This is a genomic window from Paenibacillus sp. PastF-3 (genome assembly GCF_029893135.1).
Taxonomy (GTDB): domain Bacteria; phylum Bacillota; class Bacilli; order Paenibacillales; family Paenibacillaceae; genus Paenibacillus_AQ; species Paenibacillus_AQ nitricinens.
The window spans coordinates 1-26,133 of record NZ_JARXWM010000031.1; the positions used below are offsets into that span (position 1 = coordinate 1).

Here is a 26,133-nt window from a genome sequence, read left to right on the forward strand (position 1 = left end):
ATGCTGGACTTCTTTTAGACATTAGAAAAACTCCCATCATTGTAGCAGTAGAAGTTTTCGTTTTTTCTACTGTCTACTATGATGGGAGCATATCAAGCTGGTGACCGGCGTTTTTATATTAGCGTTTCGGCATCCTACTCTCATCCATGTACAGCAGGTTCCAGCGGTGACCGTCCAGGTCGGCAAATCCTGCGCCGTACATCCAGCCGTCAATTTCACTCGGCTTGCCAAAGATGTTTCCTCCGGCAGACTCTGCTTTTTGAATAAAGGCATCTACTTCTTCTCTGCTTTTAGCGCCAATGGAAAATATTACTTCTGCGCTATGGGAAGTATCTGCGGTTTTAGAACCTGTGAATTTCTCGAACGCCGCATCCGGGAATAGCAGAATCGTTGTTTGGCCTATGTCAAGCTTGGCTCTCTCATTACCAACGCTCACTGCATGGAATCCAATCTCATTGAAAAAGGCAGTTGACCTCTCAACATCTTTAACTGGAAGGTTAATCCAGATCTCTTGTGACATGGCTGTTGCCTCCTGGAATATATTTTTACCCACTCCAACTATACTCTACTTCTGGCAGCAGAAGCGAATCCTACAAAAGAATTCGCAGTGACATTTCTGTCAAGCATTATGCGGTTTCCTTAGTAACTTCTCTCTATCGCAACTCACCCTTTATTGAAATACTCGATAGTTTTCTCAATAAATGCCTTGGCCGATTTTGTCAGGAAACGCTCGGACCGATGAATGATCTCAAAGTGACGGTATGGCGGATCGTCTGTAATTCGGATGCAGCGCAGAGTTGGTTCATTCATCGCTTGGATCAAACGATAAGGCAACAATGTTCCTCCGACGTTGGCTTTAACCAAGCTAATAATGGAAGTAGCTGAACTGGTCTCCATGATCGTATTTAAACTGAATCCATATTTACGGCAATAGCCATCAACCAATTCTCTGCCTGTAAATCCTTCGGGGAACATCACGGTTTGGATATTACGCAGATCCTGGATTCCGATCGTGCTTCGTTCAGCCCAATCATGATTCTCGGAAACGACGAGTACATATTCTTCACTGCACAATGGAATGCGTACTAGCCGATCATCAGGAGCAGACGTGATCTCGATGCCGATGTCTACTTCATTATCCAGCACTTGATTCAAGACATAGATCGAGGAGACAACCTTCAGCTGTACCTTGGGAAATCGTGTATGAAAATTCACGAGCAATGGGGTGAGCCGGTAGTCCAGATCGGAAGGGAGAACACCAATCACCAACTTACCTCGTTGATCATTGCGGAATTCAGCTAACGCATCCTGGGTATTTTGTAAATGCCGAATCATCTGTACACAGTGCTCCAGGAACAGATTTCCTGCCTGGGTCATCACAATCTTTTTGCCGACTCGGTCAAATAAGGGAACAGCGAGTTCATCCTCCAACGCACGTATTTGTTGACTCAACGTAGGTTGAGATATGCCAAGTTTTTCAGCTGCTCGTGTAAAATGAAGCTCCTCACATACCGTAATGAAATTTTCCATCTGACGAATCTCCATATGAATACCCTCTAATCATTGGTTTTAGTAATCATTTTAATAGAAACTATAGTATTGTTCAATCATTCTAATGATTCTATACTTAATCATGCACCACCCAAAGATCAGTTATTAACAAATAGGATCATAGGTGAAATGCAACGATACTACCATGAGGTGATTCATAATGAAACTTTTTTATTTCGTCTTGGCGCTTATCCTGGCTTCACTGAATTTACGACCCCCCATTACATCCATTTCACCTCTAATGAGCACCTTACAGAATGATCTGGGTATAAGCGGGATTACCGCCAGTCTGTTGACCACACTTCCGGTATTATGCATGGGCATATTTGCTCCGTTCTCCGTAAGATTAAGCAGAAAGTGGGGAAATGAGGGCGCAATTGTTCTGGCTTTAATCCTCATTGGGTTAGGTACGGGACTCCGATGGTTTGTTGGAACAACTCCTTTAATGATGTTCACTTCTTTTCTGTCCGGTGTAGGAATTGCATTGGCAGGGCCGCTGTTGTCCAGCTTCATTAAGCAGTACTTCCCTGACCGGGTGGCAGCCATGGTGGGTATCTACTCTACAGCGATGGTGATGGGGGCTAGCATTAGTGTTGGACTATCGGTTCCGCTTCAGCATGCGCTGGGTGGATCGTGGAGGGGTTCGTTGGCTATATGGGCATTTCTCGCAGCCATTGCATTGCCAATCTGGTTGAAATTAGCCTGGTCTGCGCGCATAGATCAACAATCCGGTAAAATCTCGAGTGTACTTATTGCACCACTTCCGGTGAATAACAAGCGTGCCTGGGTGCTTACATTATTCTTCGGGCTGATGGCAGCGATCTTCTACTCGTTGACCGCTTGGCTTGCGCCAGCAATCCAAAGCCAGGGGTATAGTCAAGAGACGGCCGGAAACATCCAAACCTTATTTACATTGATATCGCTGCCCTCTACGTTGTTCATTCCCATGCTTGTACACCGTTACCAAAGACGTGTAATCTGGCTTGTCGGGTGTGCGTTATTAGAGTTGATGGGTGTCCTGATGCTGAACTTATCCTTTAGCCCCTGGCTCGCGGCGATTCCACTCGGTATTGGAGCGGGTGGACTGTTCCCGATTGCACTGATGTTGCCCATTGATGAAACAAGCAATGCTCAGGAAGCCAGTAGCTGGTCCGCAATGACCCAGTCAGGTGGCTACATTCTCGGAGCACTTGGACCGCTAGCCATTGGCTGGCTCCACGATGCAACGGGCAGCTTCGTACAAGCTTTCTATGGTTTATCTGTAATCATTGTGCTTCAGATTATCGTTCAATTGGCTATAGGTAATAAAAAAAGTCCTCCAGCGAGTTATGATAAGCCCCAGAGCTGAGAGTTTGTTGAGGGAAATAAGTAGAGGAGATTCCTATATTATGTTATTTTTAATAATAATGCGGAGGAATGGTCTGATGTCTATTTATGATTTTCAAGCGAAGTCAATTCATGGTGAGCCTGTTGAATTGTCAATTTATCGTGGTAAAGTTCTGCTTATTCTGAACACTGCCAGTAGATACAGCTATTCTCGCTAATTTTTATGAGTTGGATAATTTTATGAACTTTGTGATTATAACGTTATCTGAAAAATACGCAAAGATTATTTTTTGAAGGGATGATTAATTTGAAGCAGGGGATCTTAGTTTATCTAAATGGAACTTCAAGTTCTGGAAAGACCTCCATATCGACTGAACTGATAAATCAGAAAGAAATTCCTTTTTATCATTTATCAATTGATGATTTTTTTAATAATTACAATGATTTTATTAATAATAAATTTCCAGATGAACCTCCAAGAGAAATAGATCATCAAGTTGTCTCACAAATACTTGATGATTCCATATTCTCAGTGTACCATTCGACAATTAAACTGTTATCAGAAATGGGTTTTAATGTAGTAGTAGATACAGTAATCGACAATGACAAGAGATTTAATGCGTTTCTTGATCAATTTTTCGATCAGCCTACGTTATTTATAGGTGTAATATGCTCGAAAGAAGAACTCATAAGAAGAGAGCAAGCAAGAGGAGATAGAAAATTTGGACTGGCAGCTTCACAGTTTAGCAAAGTATATTGCTTTGATGAATATGACCTCGAAGTAAATACTGAAGAGATGAATCCAAAAGAATGTGCCGAAAAGATATTAAGTTTTATTAAGTCCAATCAGGAATACTCGGTATTTAAAAAATTAAGTAAAAAAAATGTTAGTGTTTCCTAGTAGGCGTACCCACCGATAAGTAGGTATTATCATATTTCACCAAATAGCAGCTCCTGTGTCCGTAAGACTGCGGAACAAAACAGCATTTTTCTGATCAGCAGTATGTTGGCGGGCGAAATGTGGGATTAAGCGAATGTCTTTGTGATTTATTCCCAATCACGCGCAACAAGCCCGGTACAAGCGTCGTCTATACTAAAGAATGGAAAATAGTCTCTGAGGAGCGTGGAGAACAGGTGCTTAAAAAGATGGCTCTTACCTTTCTATTTACGACGATGGTATTCACCACAAACGTGGCGGAGCAATCGCTGGCTGCCAGTGCGACCGTTATGCAGGCGCAGACAGGCGATCAACTGTATCCGATTGAAGTTAATGGAAAATTCGGTTTCATCAACGGCAAAGGCAAGAAGGTCATCGAGGCGGTGTACGACGGATACGGATATTCAGGAGTATCCGGAGGAACGGTGTATGTCGAGAACCATGCGGCTAAAAAGCAATATTATTTCAGCTCGGCGGGCAGAAAGCTGTTCGAATACAAGCTGAGAGATGCCGGCATTCTTTATAATGACCGTGCGCTGTATACGACGCAGGTTCAGAACGCTGACGGAGCTACGGCGACACGGTACGGATATATAGACAGCCATGGCAAGGTGAGCGTACAGCCCATATACACCCAGGCGTTTAATTTCTCCGAAGGTTTGGCTCGGGTCAATGTGGGCAAAGCATCGGGGTACATCAACACCAAGGGCGAGCTGGTCATTCCGTACCGGTATAGCTCGACGTCCGATTTCTCAGAAGGTATGGCGACCGTAGTGCTTGCGTTCGGCGGCAAATACGGCTATATCGACACCACCGGCAAGCTCCGCGTTACGCCCCGGTATGATTACGCCACACCGTTTTCAAACGGGGCGGCAGTAGTTTACGTGAACGGCAAATACGGGTACATCGATAAAAACGGCAATTACCTGATAAAACCGCAGTTCAGCATGGCGCAGCCATTCTCGGAAGGACTGGCTTTTGTCGAGCGTAATGGAGTCACCTTCTACATCAATAAGAAGGGCACCAAAGTCATCCATGGCTTTACAGCCGGAGGGTTGTTCAAGGGCGGCCTGGCTCCGGCCAGCCAGGGGCAGAGGTACGGCTATATCAATACATCCGGCCGCTTTGTGATCAAGTCGCAATTCTATTGGGCTGACGCTTTTAACGGCGAATTGGCGGTGATCAGCTTGCTCGATCAGAATTCACGCGAGGAAATCAGAGGGTACATGAACCGCAGCGGAGCGATCGTCTGGCCGCCGGCTTCCGAACTTCCGAACGGAGTGACAAAACTATAGTAAGGCAGAACAACCGAACTTCACGGATTGTATCGAAAAAAGAGCGCATTACAGCTAATGAAAGTTATCGAAACTAACAATATTAACTTGCGGGGTCGATGACTGTATGTATGGTACTGTCGATGATCAGCGCCTTGAAGATTTTTGATCAGCTTGCGGTTATGACCGATGGCGGTCCGGGCTTTGAGCCGGAGACGTTAACTTATATTATTTATAAAGTTGGGTTTGGTGAATTAAGGCAAGGCTTTGGTACGGCGCTGGACATGGTCTTGTTCTTAATCATACTGATCATTACAGTCTTCCAAGTGAAAGTTCTCCAGAAGCGGGAGGTGCAGCTCTAAAATGACGATGCAGACACGCAGAAGAGTTGGGCAAATCGCACTTTTTATGGTTACCATAGTAGTGGCTATTCTATTTTTCTTCCCTATTTTCTTCAATTTGATGTCGGCCTTTAAGAGTAATGCAGGGATCATGAAGGATGCCATAGAACGTAGAAATACTAGTTGGACTCGATTTATGTTCGTATATTTTTGGCCGGAATGATGATTCCTTTTCAGGCGTATATGATTCCTTTGTTCAAAGAGCTTAGAATGCTAGGATTGTACGGTAGCCTTGCGGGACCCATTCTTATTTATGTAGCCGGTGCGGTAGGTTTCGGATGTCTGCTGTATACCAGTTTTGTCAAAGGAATACCTAGAGAAATTGAAGAAGAGGCATTACCTTCAGGACAGGCTAAGACGCTGGGTGTGGAAATTTACCGTTATATCGGACAATTCTCTTCACGTTGGGATATGATTTTTGCGGGAACAGCGATGTCGGTGGTGCCTGTGTTGATTGTATTTATCGCTTTACAGAAGTATTTTGTGAAGGGGATTGCGTCGGGAGCGACGAAGGGGTAATTCATAAGAGGGATGTATCCTGTAACCACTTAGTGGACAGCGGAATACATCCTATTTTCTTTGGCGTAACGATCTTTAGAGTGTACTCGGATTCGCAGTTAATCGGCGGTAACCCATCGGAGGTAGACCTGTCCATCGTTTGAACTGCTTGCTGAAATGGGACACATCACGGTACCCCAGTCGTTGAGCAACCGATTCGACAGATAGACTATTATCCATCAGCAGCAGTTTAGCGTGTCGAATGATTAAGCGGGATAAATACTGCCTTGGTGACATCCCATAGATTTGGTGAAAAGCACGATTGCAATGTGTTGTACTGTATCCAAGCTTTGCTGCAATATTCTCAATACCGCCACCTCTTTCGCCTGTGCTGGCAGCGGTGGAGACGGATTCCTGCAATAGTCCTTCAATGGCGTTAGCCAGGGCCACAGTATTTTCTGTAGCTTCTGTATCTGCTGGGAGAGGCATTTCCGATAGCACCCAACCGCTGAGTGCGGTCAGAAGCTGTAGGGAAGCATGCAAGGTGATCAGGCGATTTCTATGTGTATCCTTAGACTCTGACAAAATAGAAGAATTAATGATTACGTCTAGAGCTGAACGGATGGCGAGCAGTTCAGGCGTGTTTCCACTTAGACTAACAGCATCTGCTGTGAGTAAGGCCCGCCGTAAAATCAGATCATCGATATCAAAATGCAGGCAATAATATGTCATATCACGGTTAGCATTTGAACCTAGACTACTATGCTCCACACCGGGACGAATGAACAAAATATCACCGCTTTGTTGGATGAAAGACGTATTGCCAACAGTCATCTGCTGCTCCCCCTGAAGGACAACGTTAATCTCAAACATCGGGTGAGTGTGTACGGGATATTGCCAATCCGAATTCACTTTTCTCCAATGCGCGGCAAAGATATGGAAGGCTGCTTGAATGTCCGGAGACATTTGACCATCAATAGAATTATGGAAGGCGGGATCATTCGAGATCATTTCAATCCTCTTTTACAATAAAATTTGGCTTAATTATATCATAGGTTGTTAACGATGTTTGATTTGCCCAAATAATAGAAGGCTTTAGCCCTGTTGGACTTCCAGGAATATCGATAACATGGATATATAGCCCGGAGCTATCCGGGATCATGTTGGAGGGAGTGCATTTATTTATGGCACATAATAAATTCTTTAATGCTCATCATTCACCGATCGGTGCATTTGCGAGTTTTACTTTAGGATTTAAAGGAGCTAGTGGTGGTTTCGATTTGGAGATGGCCAAACCTCCTAGACAGAATATATTCATAGGATTAGAACGCACTGATGGGAAAGGGTATGACACACTGCCATTTCACGAGATGGGCGGAGATGACGAGAGCAAACGCTACGATATCGAGAATCCGGACCCCAATCCAGATAAGGAAAATATTCTGTTCCCTTTTCAAGAAGGTGAGATTTCTAGAGATTTTCAAGTAGCTACAGACAGCTGGAGTGCGGGGGATCTGTCCTTCCGAATTCTTTCGCCTGTTCGATCAGTGCCCGATCCTGAAACTGCGTCCGTGGAAGATTTGAAGGAAGTACTGCTGCCAGCAGTGCTGGTTGAGCTCGAAGTGGACAACACTGCATCAGCCGCTTCACGCCGTGCGTTCTTTGGTTTTCAGGGAACAGATGTGTATAGCGGAATGAGAAGACTGGATGATGTATCGACTGAAATTACAGGGGTTGGACAAGGAAGATTTATTGCGATTGCTGCCGAAAAAGGAACTGCAAAGTCCGCACTTCATTTCACGATGGAGGATATTCTAAGTGAGGAGCTTCAGGAGAATTGGACCTTTGGACTGGGCCGCGTGGGCGCTTTGATCATGGATGTTCCAGCTGGAGTAAAAGAAACGTACCGGTTTGCGATTTGTTTTCACCGTTCGGGTTATGTTACCTCTGGTATGGATGCTTCCTATTACTATAATCTCTATTTTAACAATGTTGAGGCAGTAGCCGAATATGCATTAGCTAAATTCGATGTTCTTAAACAAGCAGCGGAGAAAGCTAACCAGATGTTTAATCATACAAACCTATCTGAAGATCAAACCTTTATGTTAGCGCATGCGATTCGTAGTTATTATGGTTCCACACAATTACTGGATAATAAGAATAAGCCATTCTGGATCGTCAACGAAGGCGAATACCGGATGATGAATACGTTTGATCTGACCGTGGATCAGTTATTCTACGAGCTGCGTCTGAATCCTTGGACGGTTCGTAATGAGCTGGATATGTTCGTAGAAAGATTCAGCTATGAAGATACGGTGCGTTTCCCTGGAGATGATACAGAGTATCCTGGTGGAATTAGCTTCACACATGATATGGGTGTAGCCAATGTAGTTTCACGTCCAAGCTATTCCTCTTATGAGTTATATGGCATTGATGGCTGCTTCTCTCATATGACACATGAACAATTGGTAAACTGGGTGCTGAGTGCGGCAACTTATCTTGAGCACACGGGTGATCGGAGCTGGATGGAACGTAATCTGAGTATCTTGGAGAAGTGCTTGGATAGTATGTTAAATCGGGATCATCCAGATCCTGAGCACAGAAACGGTGTTATGGCGCTAGATAGCTCACGTACGATGGGTGGAGCAGAGATTACTACCTATGACAGTCTGGATGTCTCTTTAGGTCAGGCGCGCAACAATATTTACTTGGCAGGAAAATGCTGGGCCGCTTACTTAGCTATGGAGAAAATATTTGCAGCGTATGATCGTGTGGAGCTGTCCAAAACAGCAGGGGTTCAAGCAGAGAAATGTGCCGCAACGATGGTGGCAAGCGTTACAGCAGATGGATATATCCCGGCTGTGATTGGAGAAGGTAATGACTCCAAGATCATTCCAGCTATTGAGGGTCTTGTATTTCCGTACTATACGGGTTGTAAGGAAGCTCTTGATCGCAATGGACGGTTCGCCGCATATATCGGTGCACTCGACAAGCATCTTCATGCGGTGTTGAAGCCGGGCATTTGTTTATTTGATGACGGTGGTTGGAAAATCTCATCTACCAGCAATAACAGCTGGCTTAGCAAAATCTATCTCTCGCAGTTCATCGCCCGCAATATTCTGGGACTGGAATGGGATGAACGCGGAGCGGCAGCAGATCGCGCTCACGCGGCATGGCTTACCCATCCAGAATTATCGATCTTCAGCTGGAGTGATCAAATTATTTCCGGGGAGATTACGGGCAGTAAATATTATCCCCGTGGAGTAACAGCGATATTGTGGTTGGATGAGAAGTAGGGAATTAGAGTTTCATTGAATAAATGGCAAACGGACCCCTTAATAGGGGAGCGTTTGCTTTTTTTATTAAATTATGAATTTCTTTTTTTGATTTATATTCCCAAAACTAGTACTATAGTATTAATTTGTAATTAATTCTAATAGGATGCGGAGCGGTGTATATGGTAAAAGTTACACGTACAAGGATGCGACTAACAATTCGGAAAAAACTGCTCATGATGTCACTTACGCTACTAATTCTTCCCATCGGAATATTAGGAGCAGTTATTTATCAGATTTCAGTCAAAGAAACGAATCAGCTTATTGAGAGTAAATTGAGTTCAAGTGTAAACCTGGCTGTCGCCTTAATTGAGAATTTGGAAATCTCCGTCCAATCGGGTCAGTTGACTGAAGTGGAAGCACAGGAGCAAGTACGGACCTTACTACTTGGGAACAAAAATGAGGATGGTACTCGGCCCATTAATCAATCAATTGATTTGGGTCCAAACGGCTACTTCTTTATATTAGATAACAAAGGGGAACTGCTTGCTCATCCCAAACTTGAGGGAGACAATATTTGGGATAAACAAACCTCAAACGGTACTTTTTACATACAGGATTTGATTAAAGCAGCACAGAACGGTGGTGGAGCTACTTACTATAAATGGCCGCTACCTAAATCGGATGGTACTGGAAACGCAGTAGGAGAAGAAGCGTTGAAAATATCTTATGCTAAATTATCACCCTCTTGGGGCTGGGTCGTAGCAGCAGGCTCTTATATGCAGGACTATAATACCGGTCAACAAACTATACTAAAGGGAATTATTACTACATTGATTGTATGCGTTGTCATCGGAATCGCCGTAATATACATATTTGCACAACATATTTCAAGACCGATTGTACGCATAGCCCGTGAAGCTGAACGGATCGCTCAAGGGGATCTAAGCGGTAAAGCATTGACTGTAAGCAATCGGGATGAGATCGGACAGCTCGGTATCAGCTTCAATCAATTATCGGGTAACATTCGTCAGTTAGTTGGGAATTTAACCATAAGCTCGGAGTTATTAGCTTCTTCCTCCAAACAGTTGTCTTCAACGTTAGGTGAGACCACAGCGGCACTTGTTCAGACTTCATCCTCAATGACTGAAGTGGCGAACAATAGTGAGAAACAAGCTACCTCAACACAAGAGACTTCACAGTCGATGGAGGAGATGGTAAAAGAGATTCAGCGAGTAGCCGAAGCCTCTACACATGCCTATCAGCTGTCCATGCAAACACTGGAAGAGGCTGATAAAGGAAATAGCCTTATCATTAATTCTTCCGAGCAAATGAACGCAGTAAGAAATACGGTTGATGATTTAGGGATCACCGTTACTAGTTTAAATGAGCAGTCTCAACAAATAGGCACCATTGTCAGCACCATTAAAGGAATATCTGAGCAAACGAACTTGCTAGCGCTTAATGCGGCAATTGAAGCTGCTAGATCAGGAGAGCAAGGCAGGGGATTTGCAGTGGTAGCCAGTGAAGTTCGTAAGCTGGCAGGACAAACAAGTGAAGCGGCTGAGCAGGTTTCAGTCATGGTTGAAGAAATTATTGCGAGTATTGGCCATGCCCATCATTCGATGAGTAAAGGTCAAAATGAAGTCGCAGCAGGGGTTCAAGCGATTGATGATACGGGTAAAGCATTTGAACGCATTTTTCAGGCCACCCGCACCATCGTAGATCAGGTGGAGCAATCCTCGACCGCCGCACAACAGATGTACACGGGCTCCGAACAAATATCTGCTGCAGTGATGGAGGTCGAGCAGGTTTCATTGCACTCAGCTTCGGCTGCACAGACTGTATCTGCTGCCGTAGAGGAGCAGCTTGCTTCTATGGAGGAAATTGCCGCATCTGCTCGCAAACTACAAGAGGGCTCGAATGAGATGCGTGCTTTAGTAAATCAGTTTAAATTGGAATAGATGTTCATACTTAGAGTTACAGAAATAAAATATGTAAAATATTTAAGAGGGGGATTAACCCCTCTTTTTTGCTGTTCTGACGTAAATAACCTTTTGAATACTAAGAGGAAATTAATATAGCTTTTACAGCTCATTGACGCGGAGCGTATACTGGCTTGCTATATTGAAGGGAAAAGGGGGATGAATATGAAAGAAATGGAAGAATCGTCCTTTGCAGCTACTCAGCCTGTCCTTGCAAGTGATACTTTTGGTTGGGATAAGCTTCAGGTTTCGCAATGGTATAGCCCGCAGCAAGCTTTCACCCCATCCTCGGAGTCAAAATATTTAATAGGCATTCACTGCACCGCATACTACGAAAATTACTACACTATTCATATTACCCCATGTAATGAGAGCCTTCTTTGCCCTTGGGGCAGAACCTCGCTCTATTTTTTGAAAATAGAAATTACGCCAGCGGTCCTCGAAGAGATTGCTCGTGAATCTGGTTATCTGAAGGAAGGCCATATCCAGTTGGACCGCAAATTTCATGTCAAGGATTCCAAGCTGCTGCAATTAGGGCTTTGGATGCTGGAGGAATTGCAGAATGGCGGTGCCAAAGGGAAAATATATAGCGACTCTTTATCCAATATGTTAATTATTCACTTGTTACAACACTATTCTTCAGTGATTCCCCAGCATTCGAACCGAAAAACGCCAGCCAATCAAGAAATATTTCAGGTCATTCAATTTATGCGTGAGCGTTTAGAAGATGAAATTCAACTGACTGATCTCGCTGGCATGGCTAATATGAGCCAGTCGCATTTTATTCGGATTTTCAAACAACAGACAGGATATACACCCCATAATTATTTAATTCGCCTGAGAATCGAACGCTCTAAATTTCTTATTCGTTCCGGAAAAATTGGTTTGAAGGAAATTGCATCTCAGGTTGGTTTTGCCGATCAAGGACATTTTACTAGATTATTCAAACGAGAAACCGGCCTAACCCCAAAGCTGTATGCGAATCAAAGCTCCTCCAAACCTAATCATATGATTTATTAATTTTATTATGCAAATGAGAGTTTTGTTCAAGGAAAGAAGTATTTTGTTCAATTAGAGAGCTGTTGCCAGCTCCTATAATAAGGTTGAAGTAAGGCGTACAAATGCCGAACTACAACCTTATTAGGAGGAGAGAAAACATGAGATTAAAGAGATTATTCAGTCTGATTTGCGCGGGGGTACTTACGACCAGTTCTTTATCTTTAGTAGCATCTGCCACACCAGTCGGACCGGATAACCTAGTAAGCACAGAGGTAGAAATCAGTGCAGAGTCAACTTCAGCTTCAGCTACAACTGCTGGAACTTGGCATGAAGTATCTAAGCAAACTTTCTGGTTACTTGATGCCTTGGAACGTGGACAAGGGGTGGCTACAGACGGGAATTCATGGATCTTTAATTCCTCGTATGGGCTCTTACGGACTGGGCTGGATGGCAAAACCGTAAAAGCACGAAATGAATTGGCTATTCCGCTGGAGATTGCCTCCCAAGGTGGAGACCATATCGGTGATATTTCCTACTATAACGGTAAAATATACGCTCCTATTGAAGACGGCAAAAACTATCAGCATCCTTACATCGCTCTCTATGATGTGAACACTTTGAAATATACGGGGACATCCTATGCTTTACCATTGAATCTGCATATTGGCGGTGTGCCTTGGGTAGCTGTTGATGCCGCTCGCAGTCAGGTCTACACAGCTCAGTGGTCTAATGCTAGCGTCTTGAATGTACTAAGTCTTGATGATATGCATGTGATCACAACCGTTCCACTTTCCCAAAGTATTGATCGAATTCAAGGTGCCGAAGTGTACAACGGTGTTCTGTATGCCTCTACGGATAACGCAACCCAAACGGTTTATCAGATTGATCCGGAGACTGGAAACGTATCTGTTGCCTTTGATCGCAATCTGCCTAGTGGTACTGAAGCCCAAGGAATTGCTGTATTGCCTACCGCTGATGGTGCACAGCTCCATATTCTTGATGTAGGCTCGAATCGCATTAGTGTGAACTTTCGCCATTACGCATTTTAATTTAAATCCAAGCGAAAAAAGGGGTTAACAGAAATGCTAAAGCAAACCAAAACTATTCTAACACTACTATCCGTTTCTATGCTGGCAGTTGCAGGCTGCGGACAATCTAATAACAGTGCGGCTGAAGCCAAAGAAAATAAAAATACTACTCAGGCAACAGCCATCGCTGCAACTCCAGAATCTACAGAGACTCCAGCCGCTGCTAAGCCGGTGGAGATTACCTTTTATTATCCGGTCAACGTGGGTGGCCCTCTCACTAAAGTAATTGATGGGATGGCTAGCACCTTCATGGAGCAGCATCCGGAGATTAAGGTGAATCCCGTGTACACAGGTAATTACGGTGACAATACCGTGAAAATTCAAGCGGGTGTGCAGGCCAAACAGCCACCTGATGTCGCGGTCATGATGTCAACAGAGCTTTACAGCATGCTCGATATGAATGCAATCATTCCGCTCGATGATTTTATTTCGAAGGACACGGATATTCAGATGGTTGATTTTTATCCCGCCTTTGTAGAGGATACACAGTCTGAAGGTAAAACGTACAGTCTGCCTTTTCAGCGGAGTACGATTGTTATGTATTACAACAAAGAAATGTTCAAAGCCGCAGGACTTGATCCAGAGAAACCACCCACTACATGGGATGAGCTTGTAACTTATGCTAAGAAGCTGAACAAAGACGGTCATACGGGGCTGGAAATTCCGGGAAATGATGATTCGTATTGGATGTTTCAAATGCTTGCACGACAAAATGCTACTGATCCGAAGCAAAACATAATGTCTTCCGACGGCAAAAAAGCGATGTTCGATACGCCAGAGAATGTGGAGGCATTACAATTTTGGTTAGATTTGTCCCATAAATATAAGGCGATGCCGGAAGGTGTTATTGATTGGGCAACCGTTCCAACGGATTTCATTCAAGGTAAAACAGCCATGATGATGCATACAAGCGGCAACTTAACCAACGTAAAAAATAATGCGAAATTCGAATTTGGTGTAGCGTTCCCTCCCGCACAAAAGCAATTTGGATCACCGACTGGTGGCGGTAACCTGTATATTTTCAAGGACACCTCTCCTGAAAAACAAGCGGCTGCTTGGGAATTCGCCAAATACATGACAGCTTCAGAACAAGCTGCCCTCTTTAGCAGCTCATCCGGTTATGTGGGCGTAAGAAAATCTGCCTACGATACAGATGCTATGAAGAAGTATACGGCAGATTTCCCGCAAGCATTGGTAGCGAGAGATCAATTGGAATATGCGTTCCGGGAATTGTCCACTCATAATCATGGTAAAGTATCGACGGCAATTACGAACCAGATTCAAGCGGCATTGGCCGGAGAAATTGATGCAGCAGGTGCACTTAAAAAAGCTCAAGCAGAAGCAGATCAGGCACTGGCTCCCTTCAATAAGTAAGCTTTGAGGTATGGAATACGCCAGGACGGCTGGATAGCTTGTTCTGGCGTCATTACTTTTTTCATTAATCGTAGAAACCTTAATCATGGAAGGATTGAATGGTATGAATGCCGGATGGAGTGAGAGGCTTAGAAGAAACGGATTCGGCTGGGGACTTGTGTTGCCTTCGCTGCTCTTTCTTTGCTTGTTTACTTATTACCCTATGTTTAAATCGTTCTGGCTTAGCTTTTATGAGAAAAATTTGGCGACTCCTGAGCCTTTGTTCGTCGGTTTTGACAATTACGCTAATCTATTGCACGACAATGTCTTTATGAAAGTGTTCAGTAACAATATATGGTTCGCCATTGGCACAGTACCCACTTCATTGGCTTTGGCTTTCTTGATGGCACTATTTGCCGACAAGGCGATAAAAGGGCGGGGACTGGCACGTCTTTCATTTTTCTATCCGAATATGATCCCGATGATCGCTGTGGCGAACATCTGGTTGTTTCTGTATACCCCTCATTTTGGGCTCTTTGCCAGACTGGCTTCATGGATCGCGGATCAGCCTGTGAATTTGCTGGGAACACCTGATACGGTGATGGGCGCATTAGTTGTCATGATGATTTGGAAAGAGGCCGGATATTTCATGATTTTTTATTTAGCAGGAATGCAGCAGATTCCCAAGGATTTATATGAAGCGGCTGCAGTAAGCGGAGTCGGTACATTCAATTCCATCCGCAGAATAACAATTCCGCTCACGATGCCGACTACGTTGTTCGTGGCTGTTGTGGCGATCACGAATTCGTTTAAGCTGGTAGACCATCTCTGGATTATGACAAAGGGTGGTCCGAATAATTCTAGTAATCTGCTGCTTTACTATATCTACGAGTCGACCTTTAATTTCTATGATCAAGGGATGGCCGCATCGATGACGGTGGTCATGATCGTGCTGCTGCTCCTGATTTCCTCTTTGCAGTTTTTTGGCTGGGATCGGAAAATTCATTATGAATAGGAGGTGGAATCCATGGAGGATAATCCACTAAAGCTGCCATTAGCTTTAAGGCAGAATACACATAAAGCTTTAGAAGAGGAGCGTACGCTGAGCTCCGAAAGGACGAAGCGCCGAATTGTGCAGACACTGTGGCATTTGATTGGATTTGCTTTTTCGGCGATATGGATCATTCCCTTCCTATGGGTGGTAAGAACGGCTTTTTTACCCAAAGATGTTGCTATTGATTCGGGATGGTCTTGGGGCTTCACGTTTGAGAATTTGATTCATGTATGGAATGGGGCGCCTTTTGGACGATTTTTAATGAATACATTGCTTGTGTGCGGTGTTGTGCTTGTGGTTCAGCTGGTTACGATGACAATGGCTGCATATGCGTTCGCACGGGTACGTTTCTTCGGAAAAGATCTGTTATTCATGTTATTTTTGGTGCAAATAATGGTGCCGCCGGATGTGCTTATCTTTTCCAATTATCAGGTATTGAATGAAATGGGCTTGCTGGATACAAAGCTGGGGATTATGCTACCTTACTTTGCCACCTCCTTTGGAGTGTTTCTATTAAGGCAATCCTTCAAGCAATTACCCTATGAGCTGGATGAAGCTGCCCGGGTAGAGGGCGCTTCACGCCTGCATATTCTTTCTAGAATCTATGTCCCACTGTCACGCCCGATTTATGTGTCCTTTGCGATCGTGTCGGTTAGCTTTCATTGGAATGATTTCTTGTGGCCTCTCATTGTAACCAATTCGGAGGAGAATCGCTTATTAACCGTAGGTTTGGCTATGTTCGCAAAAGCCACGGAATCTGGTGCACAGTGGTCCGACGTTTGTGCGGCTACATTGATTGTGTCGGCACCCTTAATGATTGGATTTTTATTATTCCAGCGGCAGGTGATAGGTAGTTTTATGAGCTCTGGCATTAAAGGTTAGGAGGAGGCATTTATGAGGCTGGCAATTATTGGGGACTTACATTATCCGGACGAATTGTTAAACAACAAGGTTATGATTAAAGAGGCACGAGATGCTTTTTACGAGCAATTTATGAATCTATTCTTGTCCATCCCGGCCGATTATCATATTTCCGTGGGAGATATGGTGCATGCAGGAGAATTTAGCGAATTTAATTATATTATGGGTAAGATTAAGGACAGCAAGCATTCCAGGCGTTTTCTACATGTTCTTGGCAATCATGATACGTACACTTATCCTAAGGAAGAAATCCTTTCAGTCACTCGGCAGCAGCGATACAGTGTTATCGAAGAGACGAATGCGATCATTATTTTGCTGGATACCGCACGGGAAAATCGTGACGATTGGAGCGGAACACTTGACGATGAACAGCTAGCATGGCTCGAAGCACAAATGAAGCGTAAATCGGAAAAGCCTTTATTCGTCTTTGGTCATCATCCTCTGTATAATACGACGGCTAGATCCACTGAGCCAATGATGTCACTGGATCCCAGCTTGGACATTTGGCCGATATTGAAGCAATGGCAAGGTGTGGGTTTCTATTTCAACGGCCATAATCATGTTCATTCTATCGTCAGAAAAGAAAACTGGAATTTCATTCAAACGGCCTCTATCCTGGATATTCCTGCTGCTCGAATCCTTACTGTGCTCGAAGATGAAATCAGGTTAGAGATGGTGAATCTGGCAAGCGAGCAATTGAGTAAATGGTCTTCCTTATTTACCTTCAGTATTTTTGATTATGAAAAATATCCCCAGGCTGAAGGGGAGACAAGAGATCAGGAGCTAATCATCAATCGACTTCAAATGGATAGAAAGCAGGTGGACCAGCAATGAAACGTCAGCCAGTAAGATTAGCGATCGTAGGTGGAAATCGCGGAGCCAGTTTTATGAATGCACTGTACTCTCTATCGGATCGGATACATCTAACCGCCACTTGTGACTTGAATGAGTGGGTGCTTAACCAATGGAAAGAGAAGTTCCCAGAAATCCGAACGTATCGGGATTATCATGAAATGTTAAAAGATTCGGCGATAGATGCGGTGTTTATCTTAAGCCCCATGCATCTGCATGCCAGACAATCTATTGATGCATTAAAAGCGGGTAAGCATGTCCTAAGCGAAGTGATTTCGATTCAATCTTTAGAGGAAGCTTGGGAGCTTATCGAAACTGTTGAACAAACTGGACTTAAATATATGATGTCTGAAAATTACTGCTTCTCGCGCTCAAATCTGACGATTAAACATATGGCGGATCAAGGCATGTTCGGTGAAATTACTTATCTTGAAGGCGGCTATATCCATGATTTACGTCATTTGACGCATCATCCGGATGGTTCTCTGACCTGGAGAGGGCAATTACATCAGCAGTATAACGGGATCAATTATCCGACACATTCTATTGGTCCAGTTGCGCAGTGGATTAACCTTAATAAGCCTGAGGGTGATCGATTAAAAAGCGTCTCGTCTTTTGTTTCCAAATCTAGATCCTTACAATATTATTTCGGAGAGCATTATGGAAAAGATCACCCGGCAGCGCGGGAGGGATTCTGGCGGCAAGGGGATAGTGCGGTTGCAGTCATTCAAACGGAAAAGGGTGTACTGATTGAACTGCGTGTAGACTGGTCCTCCGTTAGACCGCATAATAAAACTCATTATTTACTGCAGGGAACTGAGGGAGCGTATATTACGGGCCGCCATCAGTACGAAGAGGATTTGATCTGGTTCAAGAATCTCTCGCCCAAAAATATAGCAGATGGAGAAGAAATGTGGGAGCCTTTAAGCAGTTATCAACCGCTCTATGATCACCCAACATGGATGAAATGGGGCGAATATGCCGCTGGGACGAAACATGGCGGAGGCGATTTTATGGTGCTTGAGGAATTCATTTCAGCGATTCAGGAGGATCGAACCCCATCGGTGGATGTATATGACGCTGTGACTTGGAGCTCTGTGTTTACATTGTCTATGGAATCTGTAGAGACTGGTGGAAAAGCCATAGCCTTTCCTGATTTTAGAGCGAAGGTGAGGAATTGACGGTGGATCAGGCCCTTTCCAAACTTGTAATGAAAAAAGAAAGGCTGACAGACTTACCTGCTTTTCACTGTCCTTCAGGGTATCGAATCCGCCATTTCGAGCCAGATGATGAACGGAACTGGGAAGAGCTGATACGCCATTCTTTTACTAGGGAAGTTAAATTTGCTCATAAAATCAGTGATTATGTACCCCTGTATTCGGATCGCTTGTTGTTCATTTGCCGCGGGGATCAACCAGTAGCTACTGCTACGGCCTGGGAGTCGGGGAATGAGGACAATAAGAACTGGTACATGCATATGGTTGGAGTGCTTCCAGAATATTCTGGTAAAGGTCTCGGTTATGCTGTGAGTCTAGCTGTCTTGCACAAAATAAGAGATTCAGGGGGAGCGGCGGCATGTTTAGAAACCGATGATTTCAGACTTCCCGCCATCCGCATTTATTTGAAATTAGGATTTCAGCCGGTGTACTTGGATGAAAGCCATCCCGGAAGATGGGAACGAATCCTGCAAAGGCTTTGAATTTATTGATGAATAGGGGGGCTTATGCCCCCTTATTCTTATTGGAGCTTCAGGAGGGAATCATCCAAAAATTATGTTGTCGTTAAGAAGTATTCCTGCTATAGTCATACTGACTTATTAAATGCATTTAATAAGTCAGTATGACTATAGGTGGGAGAGCCATGGCAAGTGATAAAAGACTTCCTTCACAGCAACTCAAATCCGAAATTATTCGAAATATTCGAACAGCATTATTAGAATTAGGAAGGGCTACGAAGGCGGAGTTAAGTCAAAGATTACAATACAGTTTTCCAACGATCAGTAAATTTCTAATGCAGATGGAAGAGACTGGGGAAGTGACGATCATTGGCCTTGATGAGTCTAGTGGCGGAAGAAGGGCTATAAGATACGCCTATAATCCGAATTACCGATTAGGGATAGCTATTTTTTTGGAAAAAAATGAAACAAACTATACGATCTATAATTGCATTGGCGATGTTGTAAAAGAAGGGAATTTACCTAGTATTCTTGAGGAAGACGTTAGTACACTGGTCTCGCTTATCGAAGGTGAAAAAAAGGCTAATCCTAAGATTCAATCCGTCGCTATTGGTGTTCCAGGTGCGGTGAGTTATGGGAAGATTTTTCTAATTCCAGGCTATCCGAAATATCAAAGTCTAGATTTGAAAACATATATAGAAGACCATCTCGCTATCCCGACTATTGTGGAAAATGATATGAATGCCGCTGTAATCGGTTATATGATGCAGAGAAATTTGAAGGAGAAGATTTCTCTGATGTATCTGTATTTAGGGAAAAATGGACCAGGGGCAGGGATAGCCGTTAATGGTGAAATCGTTCGAGGTAAGACGTTTTTTTCAGGTGAAGTTCAATATTTACCCCAGTATGATAATAGAAATTTTATAGAGGCATTAACTGGAGAAAAAGGTGGTTTAGCGATGCAGTCAGAGCATAGAGTAGATGCGATTAGTCGGTTAGTGGCTACCAGCACCTCTATTTTGAATCCCCATTATATTATTTTTTGTGAGGATGAAGTAGCTCCAGCTATGCTAAATCAAATCGCTGAGCGAAGTGCTACATACGTTCCCAAAGAACATCTTCCCGAGTTAGCGGTAAGCAACTTAAAACGTGATTATCTGAATGGATTACAAAGTCTTGGATTAGGTTTATTGGTTTCACAACAAATAGATTAGAACCATTAAGGAGATAAACGATGGCAACTTTTTTTCTTATTATTATTTATTTAGCATTTATTAGTTTAGGCTTGCCGGACTCATTGCTAGGATCTGCATGGCCGGTAATGAGAATAGACCTAAATGCCTCATTAGGTACTGCTGGAATCCTTTCGATGGTTATTGCTGTAGGCACCATTGTCTCCAGTTTGATGAGTGGTACTATCCTTAAACGTTTTGGTACGGGAAAAGTGACCCTTGTAAGCTGTATTATGACGGCTGTAGCTTTATTTGGTTTTGCTTGGTCACCTTCGTTAGTATGGCTAATTGTTGCTGCGATTCCACTCGGTTTAGGTGCGGGATCTGTAGATGCCGGATTAAACAGTTATGTTGCTACACACTATAAAGCCCATCATATGAGTTGGTTACATTGTTTCTGGGGAGTTGGCGCGACGCTGGGTCCGATTATTATGGGTTCTTTTATCTCTGGTGAAGGTCTATGGCGTGAAGGTTATCTTACGGTTGCTTATATTCAATTGAGCTTAGTTGTTATACTATTCGTTACGTTGCCTTTGTGGAAAAGAGTGGCTGGGAACAATAGCAACTCGAATGCGGATAGTGATCACGAGTTCAATGATCCGGAGCTTGAGCATATCGCAGAGAACACAAAACCTTGGAAATTAAGAGGGGTAAAGCTTGCGATGTTAACCTTCTTATTTTATTCTGCCATAGAAACAAGTATGGGGTTATGGGGGAGTAGTTTTCTTGTGAATATCAAAGATATCCCTGCATCGACTGCAGCGACATGGGTATCGTTTTTTTACCTGGGAATTACTTTTGGTAGAATGGTTACGGGTTTCATTACTTTTAGAATGAGTAATAAAAAGTTAATTCGCTATGGTCAGCTTATTGCTTTAATCGGTACAGTACTGCTAGTACTACCGCTTCCAACTATAGTTTCGCTAGTAGGATTTATGATTATAGGTCTGGGATTAGCGCCTATCTTTCCATGTATGCTGCATGAAACTCCTGTACGATTCGGGAAGAAGCATGCCCAGTCGATTATGGGCTTTCAGATGGCAACGGCTTATACCGGTACCACGCTAGTGCCGCCATTTATCGGTTTACTGGCTTCTAATTTTACATTAGGGATCTTCCCTGTGATGATCGTTATTTTCGCTATCGTTATGCTCTTATGTACAGAAATGCTTAATCAATACTCCACTAAAGTTAATGTAGGTTAAATTTGAAATGAATATATTACGGACTAACCCTTCATATATATAGATGTAGAAGGGGGGGAACCGTAATGTGGTTGTTAATGGTTATAGGCATTGGATGTCTCTCCGGTTTTATTTTGTTCAGAAAAAATACCTTGACCACTTATTACGAGCCTATTCAAGGACCGGAGAAATTGTCCATCATCATTCCCGCAAGGAATGAAGAATATAATTTGCGTTATCTGCTCGATTCACTTCAGTCTCAGACCCTTACACCCTATGAAATTATTGTGGTAGATGACTTCTCAGAGGATCGGACGAAAGAAATTGCCGAAAGCTATGGGGTTAAGGTGATTGCGAACAGCAGTCTCCCTGAGGGGTGGACGGGTAAGAGCTGGGCCGTATGGAATGGATATTTACAGGCCTCGGGTGATATTTTTGCTTTTTTGGATGCGGATATCCGATTAAAGCCGAATGCCTTGGCTTCATTATTAAAAGCAAGGGAGCTATCGAAAGGTGTCATTTCGGTAGTTCCTTTTCATCATACAGAAAAGCTGTTTGAGAAGCTCGCCTTAATCATGAATATGCTGGGGATTTTCACGTTCACCTCGGTTTTTGAAAGGAATAACGCCAAAAAAGGGCTGTACGGCTCGTGTATTCTAGCATTAAGGAAGGATTATGAAAAAGTTAATGGTCATCAAAGCATAAGATCTGAAGTGCTGGATGATTTGTCTTTAGGAGAACAATTTATTGCGGCAGGTGTTCCAATCACCAATTATATCGGTTATGGCTTAGTATCGTTTCGCATGTATCCGAAAGGAATCAAAAGTGAAATTGAAGGGTTCAGTAAAGGGGCTGTCTTAAGCACTTCAACGATAAGTCTGCGGACAATTATTCCAATTGCGCTTTGGGTGATCGGACTCGTTATTTCAGAAACCGTGTTTATTTTTGCGAATACTTCATGGTTTATCCCGTTATTGATCGGATATCTCCTTTATATGTTCCAGCTCTTTTATTTTATAAAATATGTAGGTGTATTTGGCATTGTCATACCTGTATTTCACGTGGTGGCAACTGTTTTCTTTATCTTGATCATGCTTTATTCGATATATCAGGTCGTTTTCCTGAAGCATGTAAGCTGGAAAGGAAGGCATATCCAGGTGGGAGGCCGTAAGGACTAATGATCATTTTGTGGGTCACGGGTTTATTTTTGGCGGGATCTCTTATGTTTTCCTATTGGCTTGGTCTAGCGCGTAAAAAGAACCTGAAAGACATTGGCGATGGTAATCCGGGGGCTTTGAATCTATGGAAGTCGTCAGGCTATAAATTCGGAATTTTGGGGATTATATTGGATTTTTTAAAAGGGTATCTACCTCTTCTATGGGTAATGGGGAGTCATTATAGTCAGGGGTATTTCATTATTCCGTTAGCCTTAGCGCCTATTGCGGGTCATGCCTTCTCTCCCTTTCTTAAAGGAAAAGGTGGGAAGGCAATTGCCGTAACCTTTGGAGTATGGAGTGCATTAACAGGATTCAAAGCTTCTTTAGCGCTAGCAGTCATTTTAGCAGTGCTGAAAATGCGCAGCAGTTGGATTAAAAGCAGAGGGAATTCACCTGTCTCGGACGGTGTGCAAGTGGTTAGCGGAATGCTGCTTCTCTCCGTTTTTTTGTACATTAGTAATTGGTCTGCTCCTATCTTATGGGTATGGTTTGGGAGCTTTGTGATCCTTGTGTATACGCACAGGTTAGAATTGGCAGTGTGGGTGAGGAAGTATTCATCAAGGAAACGAAAAGGAACATAATATAGGCTTGGTATAAACGAGGGTGTCCCGGCAGCTAGCGCATAGCTGTTGAGACACCCTTGTTTGGTGAAGCAGTAGCATCCTCTTTTCAAAAATCAGTGTTCTAGGATTGAGGATTTATGTTTTGACACAGCACGGATAATAAACGCAGAAGCTAAAAGAAGGATAGTGGCAGTGGCAAGGACAACAATAAACGACTTATCAAAAGCTGATTGTGCAGCTTCAACGAGCGCGGATCCAGCGGCAGTAGGCATATTTTCTGCGGCTAGAAGAGCTTCGTCAAGGCTGTCGCGAACGATCGGTGGGACTGTTAGTCCATCAGGGAGAACTAATGATGCTGTATAGATGAATGACGAAAGACTGCCCAGAAGTGTAATACTTAAGGCGCTGCCAAGTTCGAACGATACTTCCTCTATAGATGCGGCCATGCCAGCTTTTTCGACGGGGACATTTAGCATGATTGAATTTGAGGCGGCAGTCATGGCTCCCCCAAGACCTGCACCCAGAATCATTAAGGATGCGAATTGTAACAACATATTCCCGTCATGGAAGAGCAGAAGGGTGCCTATTCCTATACCTGATACTAACAAACAGACCCACTGTACTTTTACTTTGTCCACACGATGTAACACTAATCCGATGAGTATCCCTGAGATGAAGGACGCTATCGAAGTGAATACAACGTACAATCCCGCTTCCAACGGTGTATATCCAAGAACAAGCTGGAGCCGTTGAGTCACGATCAATTCCATTCCAATAAGTGCAAAACAAGACAATAGAGCTGTAGCCACTCCTGTAGAAAAGTGGGAGTCTCTAAACAGTGCAAAATCTATTAATGGATTCTGGCTCTTACGTTGATGGCGCATAAATATGATCATAGCTACGAGACCAATCACGGCAGATAACACAGCGATGGCAATTGAACCTTCACGTCTGCTGATCTCCTTAACTGCATAAACAAGGGCAACCAGACCAATCATAATTTGAACAGAACCAATGAAATCCCATTTTTTATTCTTATTTCCTTTAAGATTTGGGATTAGTAAGATGGCTAAGATCAGTGCAAGAATAACTATGGGAATATTGATGAGGAACACCGATCCCCACCAGAAATGTTCCAGTAAAAAACCACCAACGAGTGGACCCATTCCTGCTCCTACAGAGGAGACAGATGCCCAAATACCTACGGCTAGTGAACGCTCACGCTCGTCCGAAAAGGTAGTTCGAATAATGGAGAGTGTTGCGGGCATCATCATGGCTGCACCAATAGCAAGTAGGGTACGCGCAGCAATAAGTACGAGTGGTGTCGGCGCGTAGGCAGCGATTAATGAAGCCAACCCAAAGATAGTAAGTCCCATAACGAAGAGTTTTTTATGCCCAAGACGATCGCCTAGTGTGCCTAGACCAAGTAATAATGCTGCCATTACGAGTGGATAAATATTTACGATCCATAGTTTTTCCGATGCAGAAGCAGCAAGATCATGCGTAAGTCGTGGTAGAACCGAATAAAGTACGGTCATGTCGATGACGATCATAAAGAGTGCGCTGGACACAATCGCCAGCACGATCCAGCGTTGGAATTTAGATAGATTTGGTGAAAACATGGGTAATCCTCCTAAGATGATAGTAGCGAATAACGTTGCCTTGACAAGGTAATGGTGTTCCGTTATTGTACTTTGAGGTATAGGGTAACCCGATAGTCAAGAGGGGTGATTTGAATGTCTATTGATTATGATCAATACTTTACGACGAGCGAGTTCGCAAAGGTATGTGGGGTAACGAAGCATACGTTATTCCATTATGATGACATTGGTATATTAAAACCGGAGATCGTGAAGGAAAACGGATATCGTTATTATTCCTATAAGCAGTTTTATACCTTCGATATTATTGCCGTATTAAAAGGGACGGGAACGCCGTTAAATGAGATCAAAGAATATATAAAAGATCAAAACACATTGCATTTTTTATCCATGCTTCAGCAAAAACAGCTGAAGTTGGTTGATGAACAAAGAAAGTTAGAGCGCATGCAGAGGCTTTTGCAAGGAGCTATAGATAATACGAATCGTGCGCTCCATGTTAATTGTGGAGAACCTTGGGTTGAGGCATGTGATGAAGAGTATTTTATTGCGGTTAGACTCTCGAAGGAGAAGGGTGAGAAGGATCATGTTCGAAAAGTATATCGAATCTTCGATTATTGCGATGAACATCATCTTGAATATGACTTTCCGATAGGTTCGATTATTTGTAAAAGCAGTTTGGAAGAGGGCGACTATGACCCGGATTATTATTGTAATAAAATCAATGATAAACATAACGGCGAGTTACTCTATATCAAGCCAAAGGGTAAATATTTGATCATGAATCACAAGGGATCTTACGAGAGCTTACCTGCCTCCTATGAGAAGCTAAAGTCTTATATTGCAGAAAATAATTTCACCCTAACTGGAGACGCTTATGAATATGAATTACTAAGTTATTTAGCGGTTGGGGATCCAGATAAGTATGTCATTCAAATTGCGGTACAAATATAAGTGAACTCTGCAAGGATCTTAATTTGATCACTCCTAGTTCAAAATATTGGAGTGACTTTTAAATTGGTATTCAAACTGAAACGCTTGGCTTCCAAGCATTTTTTTTGTTTTTTTTGGTGATTAAAGGAAATTCAGAAGGAAGTGGCAGATGCGGCATTGTTATTGTCTATATTGGTTGACAATGATAATCATTATT

The 26,133-nt window shown here is 43.3% G+C and carries 25 protein-coding genes and 1 pseudogene; 22 read left to right on the forward strand and 4 right to left on the reverse strand.

From position 1 onward, the window contains the following. Positions 1-118: 118 nt before the first annotated feature. Positions 119-520, reverse strand: coding sequence for a VOC family protein (locus tag M2444_RS32350; RefSeq protein WP_094874246.1), 402 nt, complete (start codon positions 518-520; stop codon positions 119-121). A gap of 143 nt (positions 521-663) precedes the next feature. Next, positions 664-1,530: a LysR family transcriptional regulator gene (locus M2444_RS32355; RefSeq protein ID WP_280789023.1), complete on the reverse strand. Its 867-nt coding sequence runs from the start codon at positions 1,528-1,530 to the stop codon at positions 664-666. A gap of 181 nt (positions 1,531-1,711) precedes the next feature. Here M2444_RS32355 and M2444_RS32360 point away from each other — a divergent pair, with 181 nt between their 5' ends. The 7 genes and pseudogenes from M2444_RS32360 to M2444_RS32390 all read left to right on the forward strand — a co-directional run bounded on the left by M2444_RS32360 (position 1,712) and on the right by M2444_RS32390 (position 6,008). After that, entirely contained in the window at positions 1,712-2,899 is a 1,188-nt protein-coding gene (locus tag M2444_RS32360; protein WP_094878544.1) for an MFS transporter, read from the forward strand. Between the two features lie 76 nt (positions 2,900-2,975). After that, a pseudogene (locus tag M2444_RS32365) lies at positions 2,976-3,089 on the forward strand (glutathione peroxidase); the annotation flags it as partial. Between the two features lie 95 nt (positions 3,090-3,184). Further along, positions 3,185-3,778 carry a chloramphenicol phosphotransferase CPT family protein gene (locus M2444_RS32370; protein ID WP_094878545.1) on the forward strand — a complete coding sequence of 198 codons (594 nt, stop codon included), beginning with the start codon at positions 3,185-3,187 and terminating at the stop codon, positions 3,776-3,778. Positions 3,779-3,897: 119 nt separating this feature from the next. Further along, positions 3,898-5,109 carry a WG repeat-containing protein gene (locus M2444_RS32375; protein WP_280789024.1) on the forward strand — a complete coding sequence of 404 codons (1,212 nt, stop codon included), beginning with the start codon at positions 3,898-3,900 and terminating at the stop codon, positions 5,107-5,109. Between the two features lie 98 nt (positions 5,110-5,207). Continuing rightward, positions 5,208-5,450 carry a carbohydrate ABC transporter permease gene (locus tag M2444_RS32380; RefSeq protein ID WP_280789025.1) on the forward strand — a complete coding sequence of 81 codons (243 nt, stop codon included), beginning with the start codon at positions 5,208-5,210 and terminating at the stop codon, positions 5,448-5,450. A gap of 1 nt (position 5,451) precedes the next feature. Beyond that, the gene (locus M2444_RS32385) at positions 5,452-5,652 is read left to right on the forward strand and encodes a hypothetical protein (RefSeq protein WP_280789026.1); all 201 of its coding nucleotides are present in this window, start codon (positions 5,452-5,454) and stop codon (positions 5,650-5,652) included. Positions 5,653-5,681: 29 nt separating this feature from the next. After that, entirely contained in the window at positions 5,682-6,008 is a 327-nt protein-coding gene (locus tag M2444_RS32390) for an ABC transporter permease family protein (protein ID WP_280789027.1), read from the forward strand. 75 nt (positions 6,009-6,083) lie between these two features. On the opposite strand, the gene M2444_RS32395 is transcribed toward M2444_RS32390, so the two are convergent. Then, a complete protein-coding gene (locus M2444_RS32395; RefSeq protein ID WP_094874252.1) occupies positions 6,084-6,998 on the reverse strand; it encodes an AraC family transcriptional regulator in 915 nt (304 codons plus the stop codon). A gap of 173 nt (positions 6,999-7,171) precedes the next feature. Here M2444_RS32395 and M2444_RS32400 point away from each other — a divergent pair, with 173 nt between their 5' ends. From M2444_RS32400 to M2444_RS32465, 14 genes are all read left to right on the forward strand, one after another. Next, on the forward strand, positions 7,172-9,283 hold the full coding sequence (locus M2444_RS32400) for a glycoside hydrolase family 52 protein (RefSeq protein WP_280789028.1): 2,112 nt from the start codon (positions 7,172-7,174) through the stop codon (positions 9,281-9,283). 161 nt (positions 9,284-9,444) lie between these two features. Further along, positions 9,445-11,226, forward strand: a complete 1,782-nt coding sequence (locus tag M2444_RS32405; protein ID WP_280789048.1) for a methyl-accepting chemotaxis protein — start codon at positions 9,445-9,447, stop codon at positions 11,224-11,226. 186 nt (positions 11,227-11,412) lie between these two features. Beyond that, positions 11,413-12,267: an AraC family transcriptional regulator gene (locus tag M2444_RS32410; protein WP_179281755.1), complete on the forward strand. Its 855-nt coding sequence runs from the start codon at positions 11,413-11,415 to the stop codon at positions 12,265-12,267. Positions 12,268-12,404: 137 nt separating this feature from the next. Further along, a complete protein-coding gene (locus M2444_RS32415; protein WP_280789029.1) occupies positions 12,405-13,295 on the forward strand; it encodes a DUF6923 family protein in 891 nt (296 codons plus the stop codon). Positions 13,296-13,328: 33 nt separating this feature from the next. Beyond that, positions 13,329-14,708 (forward strand): ABC transporter substrate-binding protein, encoded by a 1,380-nt coding sequence (locus tag M2444_RS32420; protein WP_280789030.1) that lies wholly within the window; start codon positions 13,329-13,331, stop codon positions 14,706-14,708. 103 nt (positions 14,709-14,811) lie between these two features. Next, entirely contained in the window at positions 14,812-15,702 is an 891-nt protein-coding gene (locus M2444_RS32425; RefSeq protein ID WP_094874263.1) for a carbohydrate ABC transporter permease, read from the forward strand. A 12-nt stretch (positions 15,703-15,714) separates the two neighbouring features. Beyond that, positions 15,715-16,623, forward strand: a complete 909-nt coding sequence (locus M2444_RS32430; RefSeq protein ID WP_280789031.1) for a carbohydrate ABC transporter permease — start codon at positions 15,715-15,717, stop codon at positions 16,621-16,623. 12 nt (positions 16,624-16,635) lie between these two features. Then, positions 16,636-17,496: a metallophosphoesterase family protein gene (locus tag M2444_RS32435; RefSeq protein WP_094874259.1), complete on the forward strand. Its 861-nt coding sequence runs from the start codon at positions 16,636-16,638 to the stop codon at positions 17,494-17,496. Beyond that, positions 17,493-18,695, forward strand: coding sequence for a Gfo/Idh/MocA family protein (locus M2444_RS32440; RefSeq protein WP_280789032.1), 1,203 nt, complete (start codon positions 17,493-17,495; stop codon positions 18,693-18,695). The genes M2444_RS32435 and M2444_RS32440 overlap by 4 nt, the downstream gene beginning before the upstream one ends. 2 nt (positions 18,696-18,697) lie before the next feature. Further along, positions 18,698-19,213 carry a GNAT family N-acetyltransferase gene (locus tag M2444_RS32445; RefSeq protein WP_280789049.1) on the forward strand — a complete coding sequence of 172 codons (516 nt, stop codon included), beginning with the start codon at positions 18,698-18,700 and terminating at the stop codon, positions 19,211-19,213. A gap of 161 nt (positions 19,214-19,374) precedes the next feature. Next, entirely contained in the window at positions 19,375-20,403 is a 1,029-nt protein-coding gene (locus M2444_RS32450) for an ROK family transcriptional regulator (RefSeq protein ID WP_280789033.1), read from the forward strand. Between the two features lie 20 nt (positions 20,404-20,423). Next, positions 20,424-21,626: an MFS transporter gene (locus M2444_RS32455; RefSeq protein WP_280789034.1), complete on the forward strand. Its 1,203-nt coding sequence runs from the start codon at positions 20,424-20,426 to the stop codon at positions 21,624-21,626. A 65-nt stretch (positions 21,627-21,691) separates the two neighbouring features. Beyond that, complete coding sequence (locus M2444_RS32460; protein ID WP_280789035.1) at positions 21,692-22,783, forward strand: glycosyltransferase family 2 protein; 1,092 nt, start codon at positions 21,692-21,694, stop codon at positions 22,781-22,783. Further along, entirely contained in the window at positions 22,783-23,403 is a 621-nt protein-coding gene (locus M2444_RS32465; RefSeq protein WP_280789036.1) for a glycerol-3-phosphate acyltransferase, read from the forward strand. Before M2444_RS32460 ends, M2444_RS32465 begins: the two co-directional genes overlap by 1 nt. A 95-nt stretch (positions 23,404-23,498) precedes the next feature. Here M2444_RS32465 and M2444_RS32470 read toward each other — a convergent pair whose 3' ends face one another. Continuing rightward, positions 23,499-25,007: an MFS transporter gene (locus tag M2444_RS32470; protein ID WP_280789037.1), complete on the reverse strand. Its 1,509-nt coding sequence runs from the start codon at positions 25,005-25,007 to the stop codon at positions 23,499-23,501. A gap of 114 nt (positions 25,008-25,121) precedes the next feature. Here M2444_RS32470 and M2444_RS32475 point away from each other — a divergent pair, with 114 nt between their 5' ends. Further along, a complete protein-coding gene (locus tag M2444_RS32475; RefSeq protein ID WP_094868808.1) occupies positions 25,122-25,937 on the forward strand; it encodes a MerR family transcriptional regulator in 816 nt (271 codons plus the stop codon). Positions 25,938-26,133 lie beyond the last annotated feature (196 nt).